At 68.6% G+C, this 16,725-nt stretch carries 17 protein-coding genes; 8 read left to right on the forward strand and 9 right to left on the reverse strand.

Features of this window, described 5'->3' with window-relative positions:
* Positions 1–5: 5 nt before the first annotated feature.
* Positions 6–92: a putative leader peptide gene (locus EV647_RS43630; RefSeq protein WP_370342797.1), complete on the reverse strand. Its 87-nt coding sequence runs from the start codon at positions 90–92 to the stop codon at positions 6–8.
* 154 nt (positions 93–246) lie between these two features.
* Between EV647_RS43630 and EV647_RS05810 the strand changes: the two genes are divergently transcribed.
* Positions 247–2,847 (forward strand): family 78 glycoside hydrolase catalytic domain, encoded by a 2,601-nt coding sequence (locus EV647_RS05810; protein ID WP_238177047.1) that lies wholly within the window; start codon positions 247–249, stop codon positions 2,845–2,847.
* Here the strand turns inward: EV647_RS05810 and trmB are convergent.
* From trmB to EV647_RS05830, 4 genes are read right to left on the reverse strand one after another with little or no spacing between them, the layout of a single operon-like run.
* Positions 2,832–3,527 (reverse strand): tRNA (guanosine(46)-N7)-methyltransferase TrmB, encoded by a 696-nt coding sequence (trmB, locus tag EV647_RS05815; protein WP_202876048.1) that lies wholly within the window; start codon positions 3,525–3,527, stop codon positions 2,832–2,834. The genes EV647_RS05810 and trmB overlap by 16 nt on opposite strands.
* Positions 3,528–3,537: 10 nt before the next feature.
* Positions 3,538–3,984 carry an SRPBCC family protein gene (locus EV647_RS42830; protein WP_133999494.1) on the reverse strand — a complete coding sequence of 149 codons (447 nt, stop codon included), beginning with the start codon at positions 3,982–3,984 and terminating at the stop codon, positions 3,538–3,540.
* Positions 3,981–4,295, reverse strand: coding sequence for a helix-turn-helix transcriptional regulator (locus EV647_RS42835; protein WP_133781651.1), 315 nt, complete (start codon positions 4,293–4,295; stop codon positions 3,981–3,983). The genes EV647_RS42830 and EV647_RS42835 overlap by 4 nt, the downstream gene beginning before the upstream one ends.
* Before the next feature lie 39 nt (positions 4,296–4,334).
* A complete protein-coding gene (locus EV647_RS05830; protein WP_238175330.1) occupies positions 4,335–7,241 on the reverse strand; it encodes a bifunctional [glutamine synthetase] adenylyltransferase/[glutamine synthetase]-adenylyl-L-tyrosine phosphorylase in 2,907 nt (968 codons plus the stop codon).
* A 250-nt stretch (positions 7,242–7,491) separates the two neighbouring features.
* On the opposite strand from EV647_RS05830, the gene EV647_RS05835 reads away from it, so the two are divergent.
* The 3 genes from EV647_RS05835 to EV647_RS05845 all read left to right on the forward strand — a co-directional run bounded on the left by EV647_RS05835 (position 7,492) and on the right by EV647_RS05845 (position 9,114).
* Complete coding sequence (locus EV647_RS05835; RefSeq protein ID WP_133999500.1) at positions 7,492–7,986, forward strand: hypothetical protein; 495 nt, start codon at positions 7,492–7,494, stop codon at positions 7,984–7,986.
* Positions 7,987–8,071: 85 nt separating this feature from the next.
* Entirely contained in the window at positions 8,072–8,569 is a 498-nt protein-coding gene (locus tag EV647_RS05840) for a SigE family RNA polymerase sigma factor (RefSeq protein ID WP_133999503.1), read from the forward strand.
* Positions 8,566–9,114: a hypothetical protein gene (locus tag EV647_RS05845; protein ID WP_133999506.1), complete on the forward strand. Its 549-nt coding sequence runs from the start codon at positions 8,566–8,568 to the stop codon at positions 9,112–9,114. Before EV647_RS05840 ends, EV647_RS05845 begins: the two co-directional genes overlap by 4 nt.
* 9 nt (positions 9,115–9,123) lie before the next feature.
* Here EV647_RS05845 and glnA read toward each other — a convergent pair whose 3' ends face one another.
* Positions 9,124–10,464 carry a type I glutamate--ammonia ligase gene (gene glnA / locus EV647_RS05850; protein ID WP_131342556.1) on the reverse strand — a complete coding sequence of 447 codons (1,341 nt, stop codon included), beginning with the start codon at positions 10,462–10,464 and terminating at the stop codon, positions 9,124–9,126.
* A gap of 155 nt (positions 10,465–10,619) precedes the next feature.
* Between glnA and EV647_RS05855 the strand changes: the two genes are divergently transcribed.
* Positions 10,620–11,027, forward strand: a complete 408-nt coding sequence (locus EV647_RS05855) for a hypothetical protein (protein WP_133999509.1) — start codon at positions 10,620–10,622, stop codon at positions 11,025–11,027.
* Here the strand turns inward: EV647_RS05855 and EV647_RS05860 are convergent.
* Both EV647_RS05860 and EV647_RS05865 read right to left on the reverse strand, forming a co-directional pair.
* Positions 10,953–11,861 carry an HTTM domain-containing protein gene (locus EV647_RS05860; RefSeq protein WP_133999512.1) on the reverse strand — a complete coding sequence of 303 codons (909 nt, stop codon included), beginning with the start codon at positions 11,859–11,861 and terminating at the stop codon, positions 10,953–10,955. The two genes, EV647_RS05855 and EV647_RS05860, sit on opposite strands and share 75 nt — an antisense overlap.
* A gap of 76 nt (positions 11,862–11,937) precedes the next feature.
* Positions 11,938–12,408, reverse strand: coding sequence for a hypothetical protein (locus tag EV647_RS05865; RefSeq protein ID WP_133999516.1), 471 nt, complete (start codon positions 12,406–12,408; stop codon positions 11,938–11,940).
* A gap of 89 nt (positions 12,409–12,497) precedes the next feature.
* Here EV647_RS05865 and EV647_RS05870 point away from each other — a divergent pair, with 89 nt between their 5' ends.
* Positions 12,498–13,130, forward strand: a complete 633-nt coding sequence (locus EV647_RS05870; protein ID WP_202870840.1) for a peptidoglycan recognition family protein — start codon at positions 12,498–12,500, stop codon at positions 13,128–13,130.
* Here the strand turns inward: EV647_RS05870 and EV647_RS05875 are convergent.
* The gene (locus EV647_RS05875) at positions 13,076–14,260 is read right to left on the reverse strand and encodes a DUF418 domain-containing protein (RefSeq protein WP_133999522.1); all 1,185 of its coding nucleotides are present in this window, start codon (positions 14,258–14,260) and stop codon (positions 13,076–13,078) included. The genes EV647_RS05870 and EV647_RS05875 overlap by 55 nt on opposite strands.
* A 103-nt stretch (positions 14,261–14,363) precedes the next feature.
* Here EV647_RS05875 and EV647_RS05880 point away from each other — a divergent pair, with 103 nt between their 5' ends.
* Positions 14,364–14,885 (forward strand): AAA family ATPase, encoded by a 522-nt coding sequence (locus EV647_RS05880; protein WP_166680226.1) that lies wholly within the window; start codon positions 14,364–14,366, stop codon positions 14,883–14,885.
* Positions 14,886–14,979: 94 nt separating this feature from the next.
* On the forward strand, positions 14,980–16,710 hold the full coding sequence (locus EV647_RS05885; protein WP_238177048.1) for an NAD+ synthase: 1,731 nt from the start codon (positions 14,980–14,982) through the stop codon (positions 16,708–16,710).
* The last annotated feature ends 15 nt before the right edge of the window (positions 16,711–16,725 follow it).

The following is a 16,725-nucleotide window of genomic DNA, read 5'->3' on the forward strand; positions in this document are numbered from 1 at the left end:
GTCGTTCAACAACCCGAGGAGTTCACGCGCAGCAGATCGACGTGCCGGCGCCGGGTGAGGGCGTCTCCGGGCGCGTTCGCGATGAGCTGCATAGGACTATGAAAGCGGACAAAGTCGAGCAAGATGCTCAGGTTTCAGCATTTGGACCGGTCAATCACTAACCGAGACGACCGATCAAAGGTGATCATCGACCGGATCTGGTCAGACGGTTGAAAGCCGGACGGGCGACTGCCTACGGTCCTGAGCGTGCTGATCCCCCGATCTCTCAAGACCGAGTACGCCGTCCAGCCGCTCGGCGTCGACGTTCCTCGGCCACGCTTCAGCTGGGTCGCCGTCGCACCCGGGTACGGCGCGACGCAGACGGCGTACCAGATCCTGGTCGCCTCCGCGCCGGAGCTGCTGACGCCGGAGCGCGCCGACGTGTGGGACTCGGGCAAGGTCGAGTCGGCACGGACCTTCGGGATCGAGTACGACGGCCCGACGGCGGCGCGGACGCGGTACCACTGGACCGTCCGGCTGTGGGACGGCTCCGATCAGGCCGGTGACTGGTCCGCGCCGGAATGGTTCGAGACCGGGCTGCTCGACGAGGGATTCGGAGCCGCACAGTGGATCGGTGGTGTGACCGACAGTGCACCGCTCCTCCGGCGCGCGTTCGCCGTGGACGGCATCGTCCGGCGCGCCCGGCTCTACGCGAGCGGTCTCGGGTACGCCGACCTGCGACTCAACGGGCACGTGGTGAGTGACGCCGTACTCGATCCTGGCTTCACCGCCTACGACCGCACGGTTCTCTACGTCACGCACGACGTGACCGAGCTCCTGCAGGCCGGCGACAACGTGCTCGGCGCCGAACTCGGGCGTGGCTTCTTCGGACTGACCTCGGTCAACGTCTGGCGCTGGGACGACGCCCCGTGGACCGCCGACCCGCGGCTGATCGCCCGGCTGGTCGTCGAGTACGACGACGGCCGGGTCGACGAGGTGGTCACGGACGAGACGTGGCGCATCACGGGCGGTCCGACGCTGTCGGACTCGCTCTACACCGGTGAGACGTACGACGCGCGCCGCGCGCTGCCCGGCTGGGACGTCGCCGGGTTCGACGACTCCTCCTGGTCCCCCGCATCGGTCGTCGAGGCGCCCAAGGGGAAGCTGACCGCGCAGGCCCACGAGCCGATCCGAGTGGTCGAAACCGTCGATCCGGTCGAGGTCACCGAGGTCCGGCCAGGGGTGTGGATCGTGGACTTCGGACGGACCGTGGCGGGCTGGACCAGGCTGTCGACCAGTGCGCCGGCCGGGACGACGATCAGACTCACGCACGGCGAGACGGTTGCCGATGGCAACGTGGCGGCGTGGAACGTGCATGTCGACGGCGACCGGATCCAGCGCGACGAGTACATCGCGGCCGGCACCGGACTGGAGACCTGGGAGCCACGGTTCTCCTACAAGGGCTTCCGGTACGTGCAGGTCGAGGGCGCGGCCGCCGACCTGCAACTGCGGGTGGTGAACTCGGACGTTCAATCGGTGACGCGGTTCGCTTCGACGCAGGCGCCGTACGAGCAGTTCGAACGGGCGATGCGGCGGACGATCCTGAGCAACCTGCACGGGATCCCGACGGACACGCCGTACTTCGAGAAGAACGGGTGGACCGGCGACGCGCAGGTCGGCGCGCCGACGATGCTCGCGACGCTCGACCTGGCGCGGTTCTTCACCAAGTGGCTCGGCGACATCCGGGACAGCCAGGCGGACTCCGGGCAGCTCCCGGTGATCGTGCCGACCAGCGGCTGGGGCTTCACGGACCTCTCCCCCGCGACCGAATGGCCGACCGTCTATCCGTTCCTGTTGCGCGAGATGTACCGCTGGTACGGCGACGAGCGGCTGCTCCGCGAGCACTGGGACTCGCTGACGCGCTACCTCGCGTGGGAGCTCGACCGGGTCGAGGACGGGTTGTCGGTGAGTGTGCTCGGCGACTGGCTGCCGCCCGGATTCGGGAGCGGTCCGGCGCCGGAGGACCGGCGGCTGACTGGTACGGCGTACCTCTACCGGGCGCTCGTGGTCGCTGCGGAGATCGGCGAGCTGATTGGGCAGGCCAACGAGTACCGGAAGGCGGCAGCCGAACTCGCCGACGGGCTGAACCGGACGTTCCTGGATCGCACTGAAGGCCGGTACCGGTCGGCTGACGACCCGGACTACCGGCAGACGTCGAACGCCGTGCCGCTGGCGTTCGGGATCGTGCCGGACGAGTTCGTCGAGCGGGTCGCGGCCGGGTTGGCCGCCGATGTCGAGGGGCGTGGGTTCCATCTCAACACGGGCTGCCTGGGCGTCGGCGTACTGCTGCCGGTGCTGACCGCCCACGGGTACGGCGACGTGGCAACGAAGGTCGCGCTGCAGCGGAGCTATCCAAGCTGGGGCTACTGGTTCGACCTCGGCGCGGACACCATGTGGGAGAAGTGGGAGGACGACTCGCGGTCGCGCAACCACTACTTCCAGGGCACGGTCGTGCAGTGGATCTTCGAGAACGTCGCCGGGCTGCGCGTCGTCGACGCGGGCGCGGAGCGAATCGTCGTACGGCCGGATGCCCGTGACGAGGTGGACTCGGCGAGCATCCGCACCGAGACGATCCGCGGCCGGGTGGCGGTCTCGTGGAAGAAGACGGGACGCGTCCTGTCGCTCGACGTACAGGTTCCGGTCGGTACGACGGCCGAGGTGCACGTGCCGTCAGCGCGGGCCGCGGATGTCGACGCCGTACCGCAGGCCTTCGCCGGGTCAGCGACGTATACCGAGGGCTACACCGTCTACACCGTCGGCGCCGGGCTGTGGTCGTTCACGAGCCGGTCGGCTCAGAGCTTGGTGTAGATGAGGTCGCGGACCTCGCGGCCCTCGACCCGAGCGCGGGACTCGAACTTCGTGACCGGGCGCCATTCGGGCCGCGGGGCCCAGCCGCCGTACTCGTTGCGCAGTGCGGGTTCGGCCGCGCAGACCTCGAGCATGCGGTCGGCGTAGTCCGCCCAGTCCGTTGCCAGGTGCAACGTTCCGCCCGGCTGCAGGCGGTCGGCGATCAGCGCGACGAACGGCGACGTGACGAGCCGGCGTTTGTGGTGCCGCTTCTTCGGCCACGGGTCCGGGAAGTAGATCCGTACGCCGGCCAGCGCGCCGGGAGCGATGTGATCACGCAGGAAGTCCAGGGCGTCGCCTTGCAGCAGGCGGACGTTGCCGAGGTCGTACTTCTCCACCCACAGCATCAGCTGACCGAGGCCGGCCGGGTAGACCTCCGCGGCCACATGGTTGACCTCGGGCGCGGCGACGGCGAGCTGTGCGGTCGCCTCCCCCATCCCGGAGCCGATCTCCAGCACGGTCGGCGCCGTACGGCCGAACCAATCGCCCAGGTCCAGCTCGCCGGTCGGCAGATCTTCTTGGGTCCGGCCGAGCTCGGGCCACCGTGTCTCCCAGACGCGCTTCTGCCCGACCGTCATCCGCACGCTGCGGCGGACGGTGCTGAAGACACCGACTTGCCGGACCTGATCTGTCGCTCCCACCAGGTGAATTCTAGGAGAAGGTGATCTCCAGGGTTCGGTTGGTCTCCAGGTAGGTCTTCAGGTTGGCGAGGATCGGGGCCCAGCCGTTCCGCCAGCCCTCGACGGTGTCCTCGGCGATCTGGTCGTGCACGACCTGCAGCTTCACCACGTTCTTCCCGGCCGGCTCGATCGTGAAGGTCACCCGGCCCGGCGCATCACCGGCGCGGTCCTCGAGGAACTCGTTCTTGAACGTGTAGGCCAACGTCTTCGGCTCGTCGTACAGCAGGACCTCGCCGCTGTCGGTCAGGCTGTCGTCCGCACTGTCGAAGAAGCGCACGGGCGAGCCGACCGTCCAGTCGGACTCGATGCGGCGGCCGAACCAGTACAGCTGGGTGAACGCGCCCGAGGTGAGCGCCTCCCACAGCTTCTCCGGGGTGGTCTCGATGTAGGTCACGTGGATCATTGCCGGCTTGCTCATCTGTCCTCCTCCAGAGCCGCCTTCAGTGCACTGAGCGCACGCAACTTGTCGCGTTCGTAGTTGCTCAGCCACCGTTCGGCGATCTCGTTGATCGGCACCGGGTTCAGGTAGTGGAGCTTGTGGCGTCCGCGTTTGACCGTGACCACGAGGTTCGCGTCCTCGAGGATCCGCAGGTGTTTGGTCACGCCCTGCCGGGTCAGGTCCGGCAGCAGCTCGCACAGCTCCTGCAGACTCTGCCCGTTGCGCTCCCGAAGGGCGTCCAGCAACCGCCGCCGGCCCTCGTCGGCCAACGCCTTGAACACCAACTCCACACCTCCGACAATAGGCAACCAAAAGGTTGCCTGTCAATATCAGTCGTCCCAGAAGAGGCGGGCGACGGTGTTGTGGGCTCGGCGGGTGGTGCGCAGGTAGTCGTCGGAGAAGCGGCCGGACTCGCCGGGTGGGTAACCGCAGATCTGCGCCACGGCCGCCAGGTCGCGCGGATCGCGTGGGAGCGAGTCGCCGGGGCGGGCGCGGACGAGCATGATCGCGTTCCGGATCCGGGTGGCCAGCACCCAGGCCGCTTGCAGCGTCTCGGCCTCGGAGGGGTCGACGAGGCCGGCCTCCACCCCTGCCCGGAGCGCGGTCAGCGTGCGCGTCGTACGGAGACTGGGAACGCGGTGCGCCTCGCGCAGTTGCAGGAGCTGAACGGTCCACTCGATGTCGGCGAGACCGCCGCGACCCAGCTTGGTGTGGGTGCTCCGGTCGGCGCCGCGCGGCAGCCGCTCGGCGTCGACGCGCGCCTTGATCCGGCGGATCTCCATCACGTCGCGTTCGCTCACACCGTTCACCGGGTAGCGCAGCGGGTCGATCAGTTCGCGGAACGACTGGCACAGGTCGGCGTCGCCGCACAACGGGTCGGCGCGGAGCAGCGCCTGCGCTTCCCACACGGCCGACCAGCGCGCGTAGTAGGAGGCGTACGACGCCAGCGTCCGTACCAACGGTCCTTGCCGGCCCTCGGGGCGCAGGTCCGCGTCGATCGCGACGGCCGGATCGGCTCCGGGCAACGACAGCATCCGGCGCAGCTCGGTCGCCGCCTGGGTCGCGAAGTCCGTCGCCTTCTTCTCGTCCGCGCCCGGAAGCGGGTCGTGCACGAACATCACGTCCGCGTCACTGCCGTACCCGAGCTCGTGACCGCCGAACCGGCCCATCGCGACGATCGACATCCGGGTCGGCTCCGGCTCCCCCTTGGCGACCGCCTTCCGCGCGACTTCCAGCGCGGCCGTCAGCGTTCCGACGGAGATGTCGGTCAGCCCGTCGCCGACGGTCTCGACGTCCAGCAGGCCGGACAGGTCGGCCGCGGCGGTCCGGAACAGTTCACGGCGTCGGACGGCGCGGATCGCCGCGACCGCGGCCTCCGGCGAATCCTGCCGCCGGGCGGCGGCGGACATCTCGGTGAGCAGGGACTCCTGGCTGCGCGGCGTCAGCTCTCGCTCGTCCGCGAACATCGCCGTGGCTTCCGGGGCGCGCTGCAACAGGTCGACGGCGTACCGGCCGCTGGCGAGCAGGTGCGCCAGCCGCTCGGCCGACGCGCCCTCGTCGCGCAGCTGGCGCAGGTACCAGGGCGTCGAGCCGAGGGCGTCGGAGATCGTGCGGAATGCGAGCAGACCGGCGTCCGGATCGGGCGATTCGGCGAACCAGCCGAGCATCGCGGGCAGCAACGCCTTCTGGATCGACGAACGCCGCGAGACCCCTTCGGACAGGGCTTCGATGTGGCGCAGCGCCGACCCCGGATCGGCGTACCCGAGGGCGGTCAGCCGCTGCTTGGCCGCCTCGGGTGTCAGGCGTACTTCCTCGCCCGGGATCCGCGCGACCGCCGCGAGCAGCGGGCGGTAGAACAGTTTCTCGTGCAGTCGCCGTACCTCGAGCGCGTGCTTCTTCCAGGCCGCGGTGAGATCGGCGACCGGGTTCTTCGTGAAGCCGAGCGAGCGGCCGAGCCGTCGCAGATCGGCCTCGTTGTCCGGGACCTGATGTGTACGGCGCAGGCGGAACAGCTGGATGCGGTGCTCCATCGACCGCAGGAAGCGGTACGCGTCCGCGAGTACGGCGCCGTCCGTGCGGCCGACGTACCCGCTGCTCGTCAGGGCTTCCAGTGCGACCAGCGTCGTACCGCTGCGGACCGACTCGTCGCTGCGACCGTGCACGAGCTGCAGGAGCTGTACGGCGAACTCCACATCGCGCAATCCACCGGGACCGAGTTTCAGCTGGCGGTCCACGTCCGCCGCCGGGATGTGGTCGATGACGCGCCGGCGCATCGCCTGGACGTCGGAGACGAACCCTTCCCGATCGGCGGCGGACCATGTGAGCTGACCGACCTTCTCGGAGTACGCACGACCGAGCTCGGCGTCGCCTGCGACCGGGCGGGCCTTGAGGAGGGCCTGGAACTCCCAGGTCTTCGCCCAGCGCTGGTAGTACGCGAAATGGCTGTCGAGCGTGCGGACGAGCGGACCCGACTTGCCTTCCGGCCGGAGCGCGGCGTCGACCGGCCAGAGCGTGCCCTCACCGGTGTGCGCCGAACAGATCCGCATCGCGGCCGCAGCGAGTTGGGTCGCGGTCTTGATCGCCGGCAGCTCTGGTTCTCCCTCGAGCGGCTCGGCGACGAACAGTACGTCGACATCGCTGACGTAGTTGAGTTCCCGGCCACCGCACTTGCCCATGGCAATGATCGCGAGCCGGCAGTCGGCGGCGCCGGGATGAGCGGCGAAGTAGTCGTTGCGGGCGATGTGCAGGGCCGTCTCGAGCGCGCCCGCGGCGAGATCCGCGAGTACGGCGGCGACCTCGTCGACGAGCAGCCCCTCGGCGAGATCCCGGGCCGCGAGCCGGAGCAGCAGGCGGCGGTACTCGACCCGCAACGCGTCGATCGGGTTCTCCGCGTCGACGGCGGTCGCGAGCTTGGCCGCGACGTCCTCCACCGACGGCCGCGCACCCGCGAGCGCGGGGTCGGCCAGGTCGTACCAGTGACGCGGATGTACGCCGAGATGCCGCCCGAGCGCCTCGCTCGCGCCGAGGACGTACACGAGCCGGCGGCGGAAACCGTCGTCCATCTCGAGGGTGCGGGCGAACGCGGCGAGGTCGTGCCGGTTGCGGTGCAGCGCCTCGGCCATCGCACAGAGACTCTGCAGCGCGAGATCGGGATCAGCCGATTCCGAGAGCGTCGTGATCAGCTGCTCGGTCGCCAGCGGACTGTGCGAGTCCAGCGCGTCCAGGTCCTCGAGCATGCCGGCCGCCCGCCGCGGGTCCTCGAACCCCAGCCGAACCAGCCGCCCCTCCCAAGACCCCCTACGCCCATCAGCCACTCCCGCAGGCTACCCAACCCACTCCGGCCGCACTTTGAGAACCCACCAACCACATTTCCAGGCTCGAAATGATCGGTGGCTTCTCAAAGTCTCGGCTGGATCGCGGAGGGATTGCAGGGAATACACGGTGTCGTGTAGCGAATTCGCTCAGTAGTCGGCATGATGGCTGTCCATGGTGATGATGACGGGGACGCTCGCCGTGCGCGGCACGGTGGTGTGGTTGACACCCCAGCAGGGCGGACGAGTCTCCGGCCCGCCGGAGCCGGACTACGACTACGACTACACGGCGACCGCGTACCTCCCGCCCCGCACGCCCGAGGACGGCCAGGCCGGCATCGCGCTGCGGCACTTCTCGCCGGGCGCCTGGCGGACGCCGGCCGACGGAATTCTCGTTCCTGCCAAGGGAAATCGGGCCCAGCAGGTGATCCCCGGCTGCATCGTGATCATCACCGAAGGCGTCCGCCCCGTGGGACTGCTGACCGTCGAAGAGGTCAACGCCCTGGCCCCCGACGGCACTCCGGTCCCCACGAGGGCCCCGTCACTCGAGGCTGCCGTCGAAGCCACCCCGGTCAGCACCGACCCGCCGTACCGGCACTCCACCGCAGCCGCCCGCTGGGCCTCCCAGCACGCGTCCGACGACTCCCCTACCCAGCCCGCGGGAGTCTGAGCACGCCCTCGGTTTGTGCTGACGGACCCCCAACGTCGCCGTCCGGTTGTTCGTCTATACCGGTAAGAGGACGGACGGTGGTGTGGTGGCTGACTGGGAACATGCGTTCCGGGCGTTACTGGCTACGCGCGGCAGTGCACTGCGTAGCTATGCCTATCTGCTGACCGGTGACCCGGCAGCAGCCGGCGACCTCGTGCAGGAAGCGCTTACGCGGGTGTTCGGCCGCCGCCGCATCGGCGAGGACATCGATCAACTCGAGGCGTACGTCCGGCGAGCGATGCTGAACCAGTACGTCGACGGCCGCCGGCGACTCGCGCGGTGGAACGCGACCCGCCATCTACTGGTCGACGTGCCACACCACGACGACGACCGCGTTGCCGTGGCAGACGAGGTCCGCAGGGCGCTGGGCACCCTGTCGCCGAGGCAGCGGGCGTGCGTTGTCCTGCGGTACTACGAAGACCTGACCGTTGCCGAGGTCGCGGCCGAGCTCGGCTGTGCCGAGGGCACCGTGAAACGTCACCTGGCCGACGCCCGGGCGAAGCTCGCCCCGCAGCTCGGCGTCACCGAGGAGAGTGCCCCATGACCGACCTTCGAGAACTGCTCCTGGCCACCGCCGCCGAAGGCAGCGAGGCCGTTGACCTTGCCGAGGACCTGGTGGCCGAGCGCATCCGGCACCGCCGGATCCGCAACAGGCGACTCGCGGTCGCGGGTACGGCGCTCGGCGCCGCCGCGGTGATCGCCGGGACCGCGTGGATCGTCCGGCCCGGCGACGGACAACCGCCGGCAGCAAGTGGGCCGGCCCCTCGAATCGTCAGGTCCGACCTTGACAATCCCAGTGGAATGGAGGCACTCTTCCGCACCACCTTGACCGTCGACGCGAACGGGTGCGTCCAGGCCGGCCTGGACCGTCCCGCGGTGACCCTCGTGTGGCCCCGCGGGTACACCGTGCGCGGTGATGCGAAGTCCTTCGAGATCCTCGACCCAGCGAACAACGTCGTCGCGCGGTCGGGCGTACCCCTCGATATCGGCGGTGGCGGCGCCGACAGCTTCAAGGACACCTGGACGGGACGGGACTGTAGGAACGGCCGCGCGGTGTGGATGGTCGGTCACATCGGACCCACGCGATAAGCCGTCGTACTAGAGGACCGGGAGCAGCTTGTTCAGCTCGAAGGGGGTGACCTGGCGGCGGTAGTCCTGCCATTCGGCGCGCTTGTTGCGGAGGAAGAAGTCGAAGACGTGCTCGCCGAGGGTCTCGGCGACCAGTTCGCTGTCCTCCATCGCGCTGATGGCTTCGGCGAGGCTGCCCGGCAGCGGCTTGATGCCGAGCGCCTTGCGTTCGCGCGGCGTCAGGGACCAGATGTCTTCCTCGACCTCGACGGGCAGCTCGTAGCCTTCCTCGATGCCCTTCAGGCCGGCGGCGAGCATCAGCGCGAAGGCGAGGTACGGGTTCGCGGCCGAGTCGAGCGACCGGAACTCGACCCGGCTCGACTGGCCCTTGTGCGGCTTGTACATCGGCACCCGCACGAGCGCGGACCGGTTGTTGTGACCCCACGAGACGAACGACGGCGCCTCGTCCCCGACCGCGAGCCGCTTGTACGAGTTCACCCACTGGTTCGTCACCGCGGTGATCTCGGCTGCGTGCTGCAACAGGCCGGCGATGAACGCCCGCCCGGTCTTCGACAGCTGGTACTGCGCGCCGCCCTCGAAGAAGGCGTTGCGGTCACCCTCGAACAGCGACATGTGGGTGTGCATGCCTGACCCGGGCTGGTCCGACAACGGCTTCGGCATGAACGACGCGTAGATCCCCTGCGAGAGCGCCACCTCCTTCACCACGACGCGGAACGTCATGATGTTGTCGGCGGTCGAGAGCGCGTCGGCGTACCGCAGGTCGATCTCCTGCTGCCCCGGGCCGCCCTCGTGGTGGCTGAACTCGACCGAGATCCCCATCGACTCCAGCATCGTGATCGCCTCGCGGCGGAAGTCGTTGCCGATGCCCTGCGGCGTGTGGTCGAAGTACCCGGACGAGTCGACCGGCTCCGGCGTCGTACCGGGTGCGCCGGTGAGCGACTTGAACAGGTAGAACTCGATCTCCGGGTGCGTGTAGAACGTGAACCCGAGATCGGCGGCCTTCGACAGGGTGCGCTTCAGCACGTGCCGCGGGTCGGCGAACGACGCCGAGCCGTCGGGCATGTTGATGTCACAGAACATCCGCGCGGTGCCCATCGTCTCGCCCCGCCACGGCAGGATCTGGAACGTCGACGGGTCCGGCTTGGCCAGCATGTCGGCCTCGGTCACCCGGGCGAAGCCCTCGATCGCCGACCCGTCGAACCCGAGTCCCTCCGCGAACGCGCTCTCCAGCTCCGCCGGCGCGACCGCGACCGACTTCAGGAACCCGAGCACGTCGGTGAACCAGAGCCGCACGAAACGTACGTCGCGCTCCTCCAGCGCGCGCAGTACGAACTCCTGCTGCTTGTCCATCAGTCCACCTCTCACCGGAACATCTGTCAGGCACATCTCTTGGGCACATCTGTCAGGCACATCTCTGGGTCTCTCACAGTGTGCCCCGCCCTTGTTAAGCAGACGTTACGTGGCTGGGCGGACTTGACCGCATTCAGGGCCTAGCGTGTCTGTTTGTGCAGACGATCTTCCACGCCGCCCTGATCGTGGCCGCGATCCTCTGCCTCAGCGACCTGATCGTCAGTACCGCTCGCTTCGCGCAGTCGCTGCGGCGTAAGCGACATGCCGAGCGGGACGTGCTCGGGCGCCGCTGGCTGCCGATCCCGGAGCTCGGGTTCGGGATGTGCGCGTTCTGCTGCCCGGGCCTGGTCACGCTCGGGCTGACGCATCACAACGCCGACAACCTGCCGACCCTCCAGATCCTGCTCGCCGCCCTGGTCTTCGGGTACGCCGGCGCCGTGCTGTCCCGGGTCGTCCGTACCCCGGGCCCCGGCGGCCGCCGGTTCAAGCTACGCGCCGGCCTGCTGCTCGGCCTGCCGGCCGTGTTCGGCCTGGTCTTCGGCCTCTCCGGTATCGCGGTCTGAACGGCGCGCCTGGAACCACGGCGCGATGCGCTCGAGTGGCGCGAACGCGAGCCAGCAGACGACGGTCGGCAGGAAGTGGATCAGCAGGATCGCGGTGTTCGCCGCATGGAACCCGAGAAAGAACAGCGCCCCGAACAGCTGCCAGCGCCCCTTGAGCCACAGGATCACCGGCGAACAGAACTCCCCGATGATGCCGACCCACTGCATCACGTGCAGCACCCACGGGTAGTGCAGCAGCCACTCCCCGACCGGGTGCGGCCGCCGCACGATCGCCCAGGTCAGTACGGCGCTGCCGGGCCAGCTCAGCGCCCATCCGGCACTGCGCAGTTTCGCGACCGCGGACAGGAAGTACGTCGCGATCACGCAGATCTGGATGCACCGGATCGCCCAGCCGGCCGCTTCCGACCGAGTTTGGTCGCTGTACGACGTGATGCCCCGGCTGCCCGCCTTCACGGTCGGCAGCACCCAGAGCGCGATCACCAGCGCGAGGTGATCGTGGTCGACTTTGCCGTCACTCATCCCGATCAGCACCCACCAGGTGAACGCCGGCGCGACGATCCAGCCGGTGACCCGGGGGAAGTAGTTCGTCGCCCCGATCAGGCACGCGACGATGAGGACGACGTACAGGACTGTGGTGTTCGCGACCGACGGTTTGGGCAGGTCGAAGAGGCGAGCGAGGAGCAACGGCTGGTACAGCCCGGGGTGCTCGCCCTTGTCGCGGGTGTCGCGGACGAACGCGTGCATGTCGAGGATGACGAACAGGTACAGGATCGTCCGCAACCAGGCGATCCGCGCCAGCGCGATCGTCGGCGTGAACCAGTTCGCGATGCTCATCCACGTCCTCGCTTGGCTCCGGGCGCGGCTGAGACACGAGGCCCGCTGTGCTTGATGATGAACTCGCGTCGCTCGTTCATGGGCGTACCTCCCAGGTCGCGAGCACCTGGGACGTCGGCGGTCCTTCGACCCGGCCCTTCACCAGCTGGGTCGTGTCGCGGATCAGCTCGAGCTTCACGTACTTCGGCTGGTCAGGATGCTTCCGCGCCCACCCGTCCGCGACCTGCTGCAACAACGACGGGTCCTTCACGATCTGCCCGGACCGCGCCTCGATCTCGGCGCGCGCCACCCCGGCGCCTTCGATGTTCAGCGGTACGTCGACCGTCGTGCCGGCGTCCGTCACCGCGCTGACCCGGGTGTAGTCGATCTTGGCGTCGTCCGGGACCGACATCGCGTACTGCGACATCGGACCGAACGGCCAGGCGTCGTCGCTGGCGCGCACCGACCCGTTGATCAGCAGGCCGATCCCGGCGACCGCGACGAGGACCCGCAGTCCCTTGCCGACCCGCCCGACCCGCACCACTTCCGGCGCCTGACTCTGTGTCACCACGTCATTAGATCATTCCGGTTTGGCGGTCTCGTTCGTAGGGGATTTTCTATAACATGACCGCCCCAGAAAATTTCCAACGTGCCCGGGTGTCCCGGCGTACCGTCCTCGGCGCTACCGCCGGCGGCGTACTGCTCGGCGGCATCACCCTCCCGACAGCAGCGCACGCCGCCCCCGCGCCGCGCTGCTACACGCGCACCGAATGGTCGGCGCGCCCGCCCAGGTCCGCGACGCAGGTGATCGGCAAGCCCGATCACATCGTCATCCACCACACCGCGAGCCCGAACGTCACCGACTACTCGCTCGCCGCGGCGTACAAGGTCCAGCACTGGATCCAGGACCTGCACATGGACACCAACGGCTGGATCGACATCGGCAACCAGCTCACGATCAGCCGCGGCGGGTTCCTGATGGAGGGCCGCAGCAAGTCGCTGTCGTCGATCAACAACGGGCAGAACGTGCTCGGCGCGCAGACCGCGAACAACAACAGCCACACGATCGGCATCGAGCACGAAGGCATCTACGTGAGCGAGAACGTGCCGGTCGCGCTGTTCGACATGTCGGCGCTGACGTGCGCGTGGTTGTGCACGAAGTACGGCCTGGACCCGCAGGTCGCGATCGTCGGGCACCGCGACTACAACACGACGCAGTGTCCGGGCGACGTGTTCTACGCGCGCCTCCCGGAGTTACGCGATCGCGTGTCCGAGATCGTCCTGGGCTGATACGTGATCCGTCGGATCAGGAGCTCGAGCGGTCCGCGGTAGTCGGCGCGTCGCATCCGGTCGGCGAGCAGTACGGTCGCCAGCCAGGTCGCGACCGCGAGCAGAGCTGTCGTGGTCGTGGTGAGTGTGTCCGACAGACCGAGCAGGTACGGCGTGAACACGACGGCCCAGACGACGGACTGGGCCAGGTAGCACGTCAACGATCGTTGTCCGACAGCGGCGATCGCCACGGTCACAGGACCCTGGCGATCGCCCATCCGGTGTGCGATCAGGACGATGAGAGCTGCGTACCCGAATCCGCCGAAGACGCCGGTTGCGTCGTGCAACGGTCCGAGGATCGTCACCGCGTGGTCGCTCGGCCGGGTGAGTACGCTGCCGACGACGAGCGAGACCGGGAGCGCGCCGAGGATCGCGATCGTGAGACCGAGCAGGGCCGTCGTACGGAGCAGGGTGAGGTGCTCGGCCGGGCGTTCGAGGATCCGGCGGCGCCCTGCCCACAGGCCGATCAGGAACGGCGTGACGAAGCCGATCCAGCCGAGGCCGGCGATGAACGGCTGCACGACCAACCGGTCGGGGAACTGGCCGAGAAAGGATGCCGGGAGCATCGAAGGATCCGGGCCTTCGGTGGAGCCTGCGAGGGAATCGCCGCTGGGCAGGGCGGTGAGGACGAGGACAGCAGTGGCGACGAGGAACAGCCAACGGTCCTTCCAGCGCAGAGCCCAGACGCCGAGGAACAGGAGTACGCCGTACGCCGCGAGGATGTCGCCGATGTAGAGCAGCATCGCGTGCAGGAATCCGAGCACGATCAGGACGAGGCTGCGCCGCCACAGCAACTTGCGGATCGGCCACCACTCGTTGCCGGATTCGCGTTGCCGGCGGACGATCTGCGCGACGCCGTACCCGAAGAGCACGCCGAACATCGGGAAGGCGCGACCGTCGACGAAGGTCGCGATCAGTAGGCCGAGCCCGTGGTCGACGGGCGATCCGGCGGTCGGGAATCCGCCGAAGTACTCGCGGCCGCCGATGAAGTAGTGCGAGTTCGCCAACGCGATGAAGAGCAGCATGAAGCCGCGGGCGAGGTCCGGGCCCAAGGCGCGTTCGCTGAGTCCGGTCGGTCCGCCTTGGGTCATGGTTCCCAGTCAATCCATGCGGCGCCGGCGGTACATCCGACGAAAGTCCCTGCCGAGTGAACCTTCGTCGCTGTTCGATGGTTGCACGGCTACCGTCATCACGGTGAAGCAGATCATCGCGTTCACCGGCCTGCCGGGAACCGGGAAGTCGACGCCGGCCGAACAGCTGGCCACCGAAACCGGAGTCCCGGCTTTCGCCGGCGACTGGTTGCTCGGAGCTCTCAGACCGCACGGCGTCCTCGCCGGCCTCGACCGTGCGGCCTTCCTGGCGATGTACTACGACCTCCTGGGGACCCTCGTCGAACGGCAGTTGATGCTCGGGCAGTCCGCGATCGTGGACTGCTTGGTCAACTCCGAAATCGCGGAGCGGTGGGGCGAACTGGCCGCGAGGTACGACGGGCGGTTGCGGATCGTGGAGTGTGTCTGCAGCGATCAAGGTGAGCACCGCCGGCGCCTGGAGGGACGACGGCGGGGCATCCCCGGATGGCACGAGGTGGGGTGGGATCACGTGCTGCGGATGCGGAGTGAGTACCCCCAGTTGGAGGGTGAGCGGCTGACCGTGGACGCCATGGAGACGGTGGACGGGAACCTCGATCGGGTGCGGAGTTTCCTTCGGCATTGGTAAGAGGTTGGCGATGGGCGTGGGGTCGGCCCGGGGGAACCAGTAATGTGCTCTCGTGCCTCAGCTTCGGGTAGCGCTTGCTCAACTCAATGTGACCGTGGGTGACATCGACGGGAACACCGACAAGATCGTCGCGTGGACCCGGAACGCGGTCGAGCGAGGTGCGCACGTGGTCGCGTTCCCGGAGCTCGGGCTGACCGGTTACCCGGTGGAGGACCTCGCGCTGCGCGCGTCGTTCGTGGACGCCTCGCAGCACCGGATCCACTCGCTCGCGAAGCGGCTCGCCGACGAAGGACTCGGCGACATCGTGGTGATCTGCGGCTACCTCGACCGGGCCGGCGGTACGGCGATGGGCGTCGACCGCCTGGGCCGCCCGAAGGGCTCCCCCACCAACGCCGCCGCCGTCATCCACCAGGGCCGCGTCGTCACGAGCGCCGTGAAGCACCACCTGCCGAACTACGGCGTCTTCGACGAGTTCCGGCACTTCGTCCCCGGCAACACGTTGCAGGTCGTCCGCATCCACGGCGTCGACGTCGCCCTCGTGATCTGCGAGGACCTCTGGCAGGACGGCGGACCCGTCGCGGTCACCCGCGAGGCCGGTGCCGGTCTCCTGCTCGTCGTCAACAGTTCGCCGTACGAGGCCAACAAGGACGACGTCCGCGGTGATCTCGTACGGCGCCGTGCCCGCGAAGCCGGCTGCGCACTCGCGTACGTGAACCTCGTCGGCGGACAGGACGAACTCGTGTTCGACGGCGACTCGCTGATCGCCGACGCGGACGGCGAGATCTTCGCCCGCGCACCCCAGTTCGAGCAGGGCAGCATGGTCGTCGACCTCGACCTCCCGGCCGCCTCGGGTACGCCGTCCGGCACCCACGAAGGCATCGAGATCGTGCACACCGTCCTCCACGAGGACGAGCTCGCGCCGTACGAGGCGATCCCGGCGAACATCGCGCCGCGGCTGTCCGACGAGGCCGAGATGTACGGCGCGATCGTCACCGGCCTGCGCGACTACGTGCAGAAGAACGGCTTCAAGTCCGTGCTGCTCGGGCTGTCCGGCGGTATCGACTCCTCGCTGGTCGCCGCGATCGCCTGCGACGCGATCGGCGCCGAGCACGTGTTCGGGATCTCGAACCCGAGCGTGTACTCCAGTGACCATTCCAAGGACGACGCCGCCGACCTCGCCGCGCGGACGGGCCTGAACTACCGCGTCGTACCGATCCAGCCGATGGTGCAGCCGTTCCTGGACACACTCGGCCTGACCGGGCTTGCCGAGGAGAACCTGCAGGCGCGGGTCCGCGCGGTGATCTGGATGGGGCTGTCGAACGCCGACGGCCACCTGGTGCTTGCCTGCGGCAACAAGTCGGAACTGTCCGTCGGCTACTCGACGATCTACGGCGACGCGGTCGGCGGGTACGCGCCGCTGAAGGACGTCCCGAAGACGGTCGTCTGGCGGCTGGCGAAATGGCGGAACGCGGACGCGAAGGCTCGCGGCCAGCAGCCGCCCATCCCGGCGAACTCGATCGCCAAGCCGCCGTCGGCCGAACTCAGTCCCGGCCAGATGGACAGCGACTCCCTGCCGGCCTACGACCTGCTCGACGACATGCTGGACGATTACGTCGAGCAGGACCGTGGCAGTGCGGAACTGGTCGCCGCCGGGTTCGACACCGGACTGGTCACCAAGGTGATCCAGCTCGTCGACCGAGCCGAGTACAAGCGCCGGCAGTACCCGCCGGGCCCGAAGATCACGCACAAGGCCTTCGGGCGGGACCGCCGGCTGCCGATCACCAATGCATGGCGTGAGGACGCACGAAAGGCGGCCGAGCACTGAGCGACTCCTGGCGGT

The sequence above is a fragment of the Kribbella sp. VKM Ac-2566 genome (genome assembly GCF_004366005.1).
In the GTDB taxonomy this organism is placed as follows: Bacteria; Actinomycetota; Actinomycetes; order Propionibacteriales; family Kribbellaceae; genus Kribbella; species Kribbella pratensis.

Excerpts from the sequence above, each read along its gene's own strand:
- EV647_RS05835 (WP_133999500.1), top strand. The coding sequence starts at position 7,492 with ATGGTGATGATGACGGGGACGCTCGCCGTGCGCGGCACGGTGGTGTGG.
- EV647_RS05860 (WP_133999512.1), bottom strand. The coding sequence starts at position 11,861 with ATGAGCATCGCGAACTGGTTCACGCCGACGATCGCGCTGGCGCGGATC.
- EV647_RS43630 (WP_370342797.1), bottom strand. The coding sequence starts at position 92 with ATGCAGCTCATCGCGAACGCGCCCGGAGACGCCCTCACCCGGCGCCGG.
- EV647_RS05830 (WP_238175330.1), bottom strand. The coding sequence starts at position 7,241 with ATGCTCGAGGACCTGGACGCGCTGGACTCGCACAGTCCGCTGGCGACC.
- EV647_RS42830 (WP_133999494.1), bottom strand. The coding sequence starts at position 3,984 with ATGAGCAAGCCGGCAATGATCCACGTGACCTACATCGAGACCACCCCG.
- glnA (WP_131342556.1), bottom strand. The coding sequence starts at position 10,464 with ATGGACAAGCAGCAGGAGTTCGTACTGCGCGCGCTGGAGGAGCGCGAC.
- EV647_RS05875 (WP_133999522.1), bottom strand. The coding sequence starts at position 14,260 with ATGACCCAAGGCGGACCGACCGGACTCAGCGAACGCGCCTTGGGCCCG.
- EV647_RS05845 (WP_133999506.1), top strand. The coding sequence starts at position 8,566 with ATGACCGACCTTCGAGAACTGCTCCTGGCCACCGCCGCCGAAGGCAGC.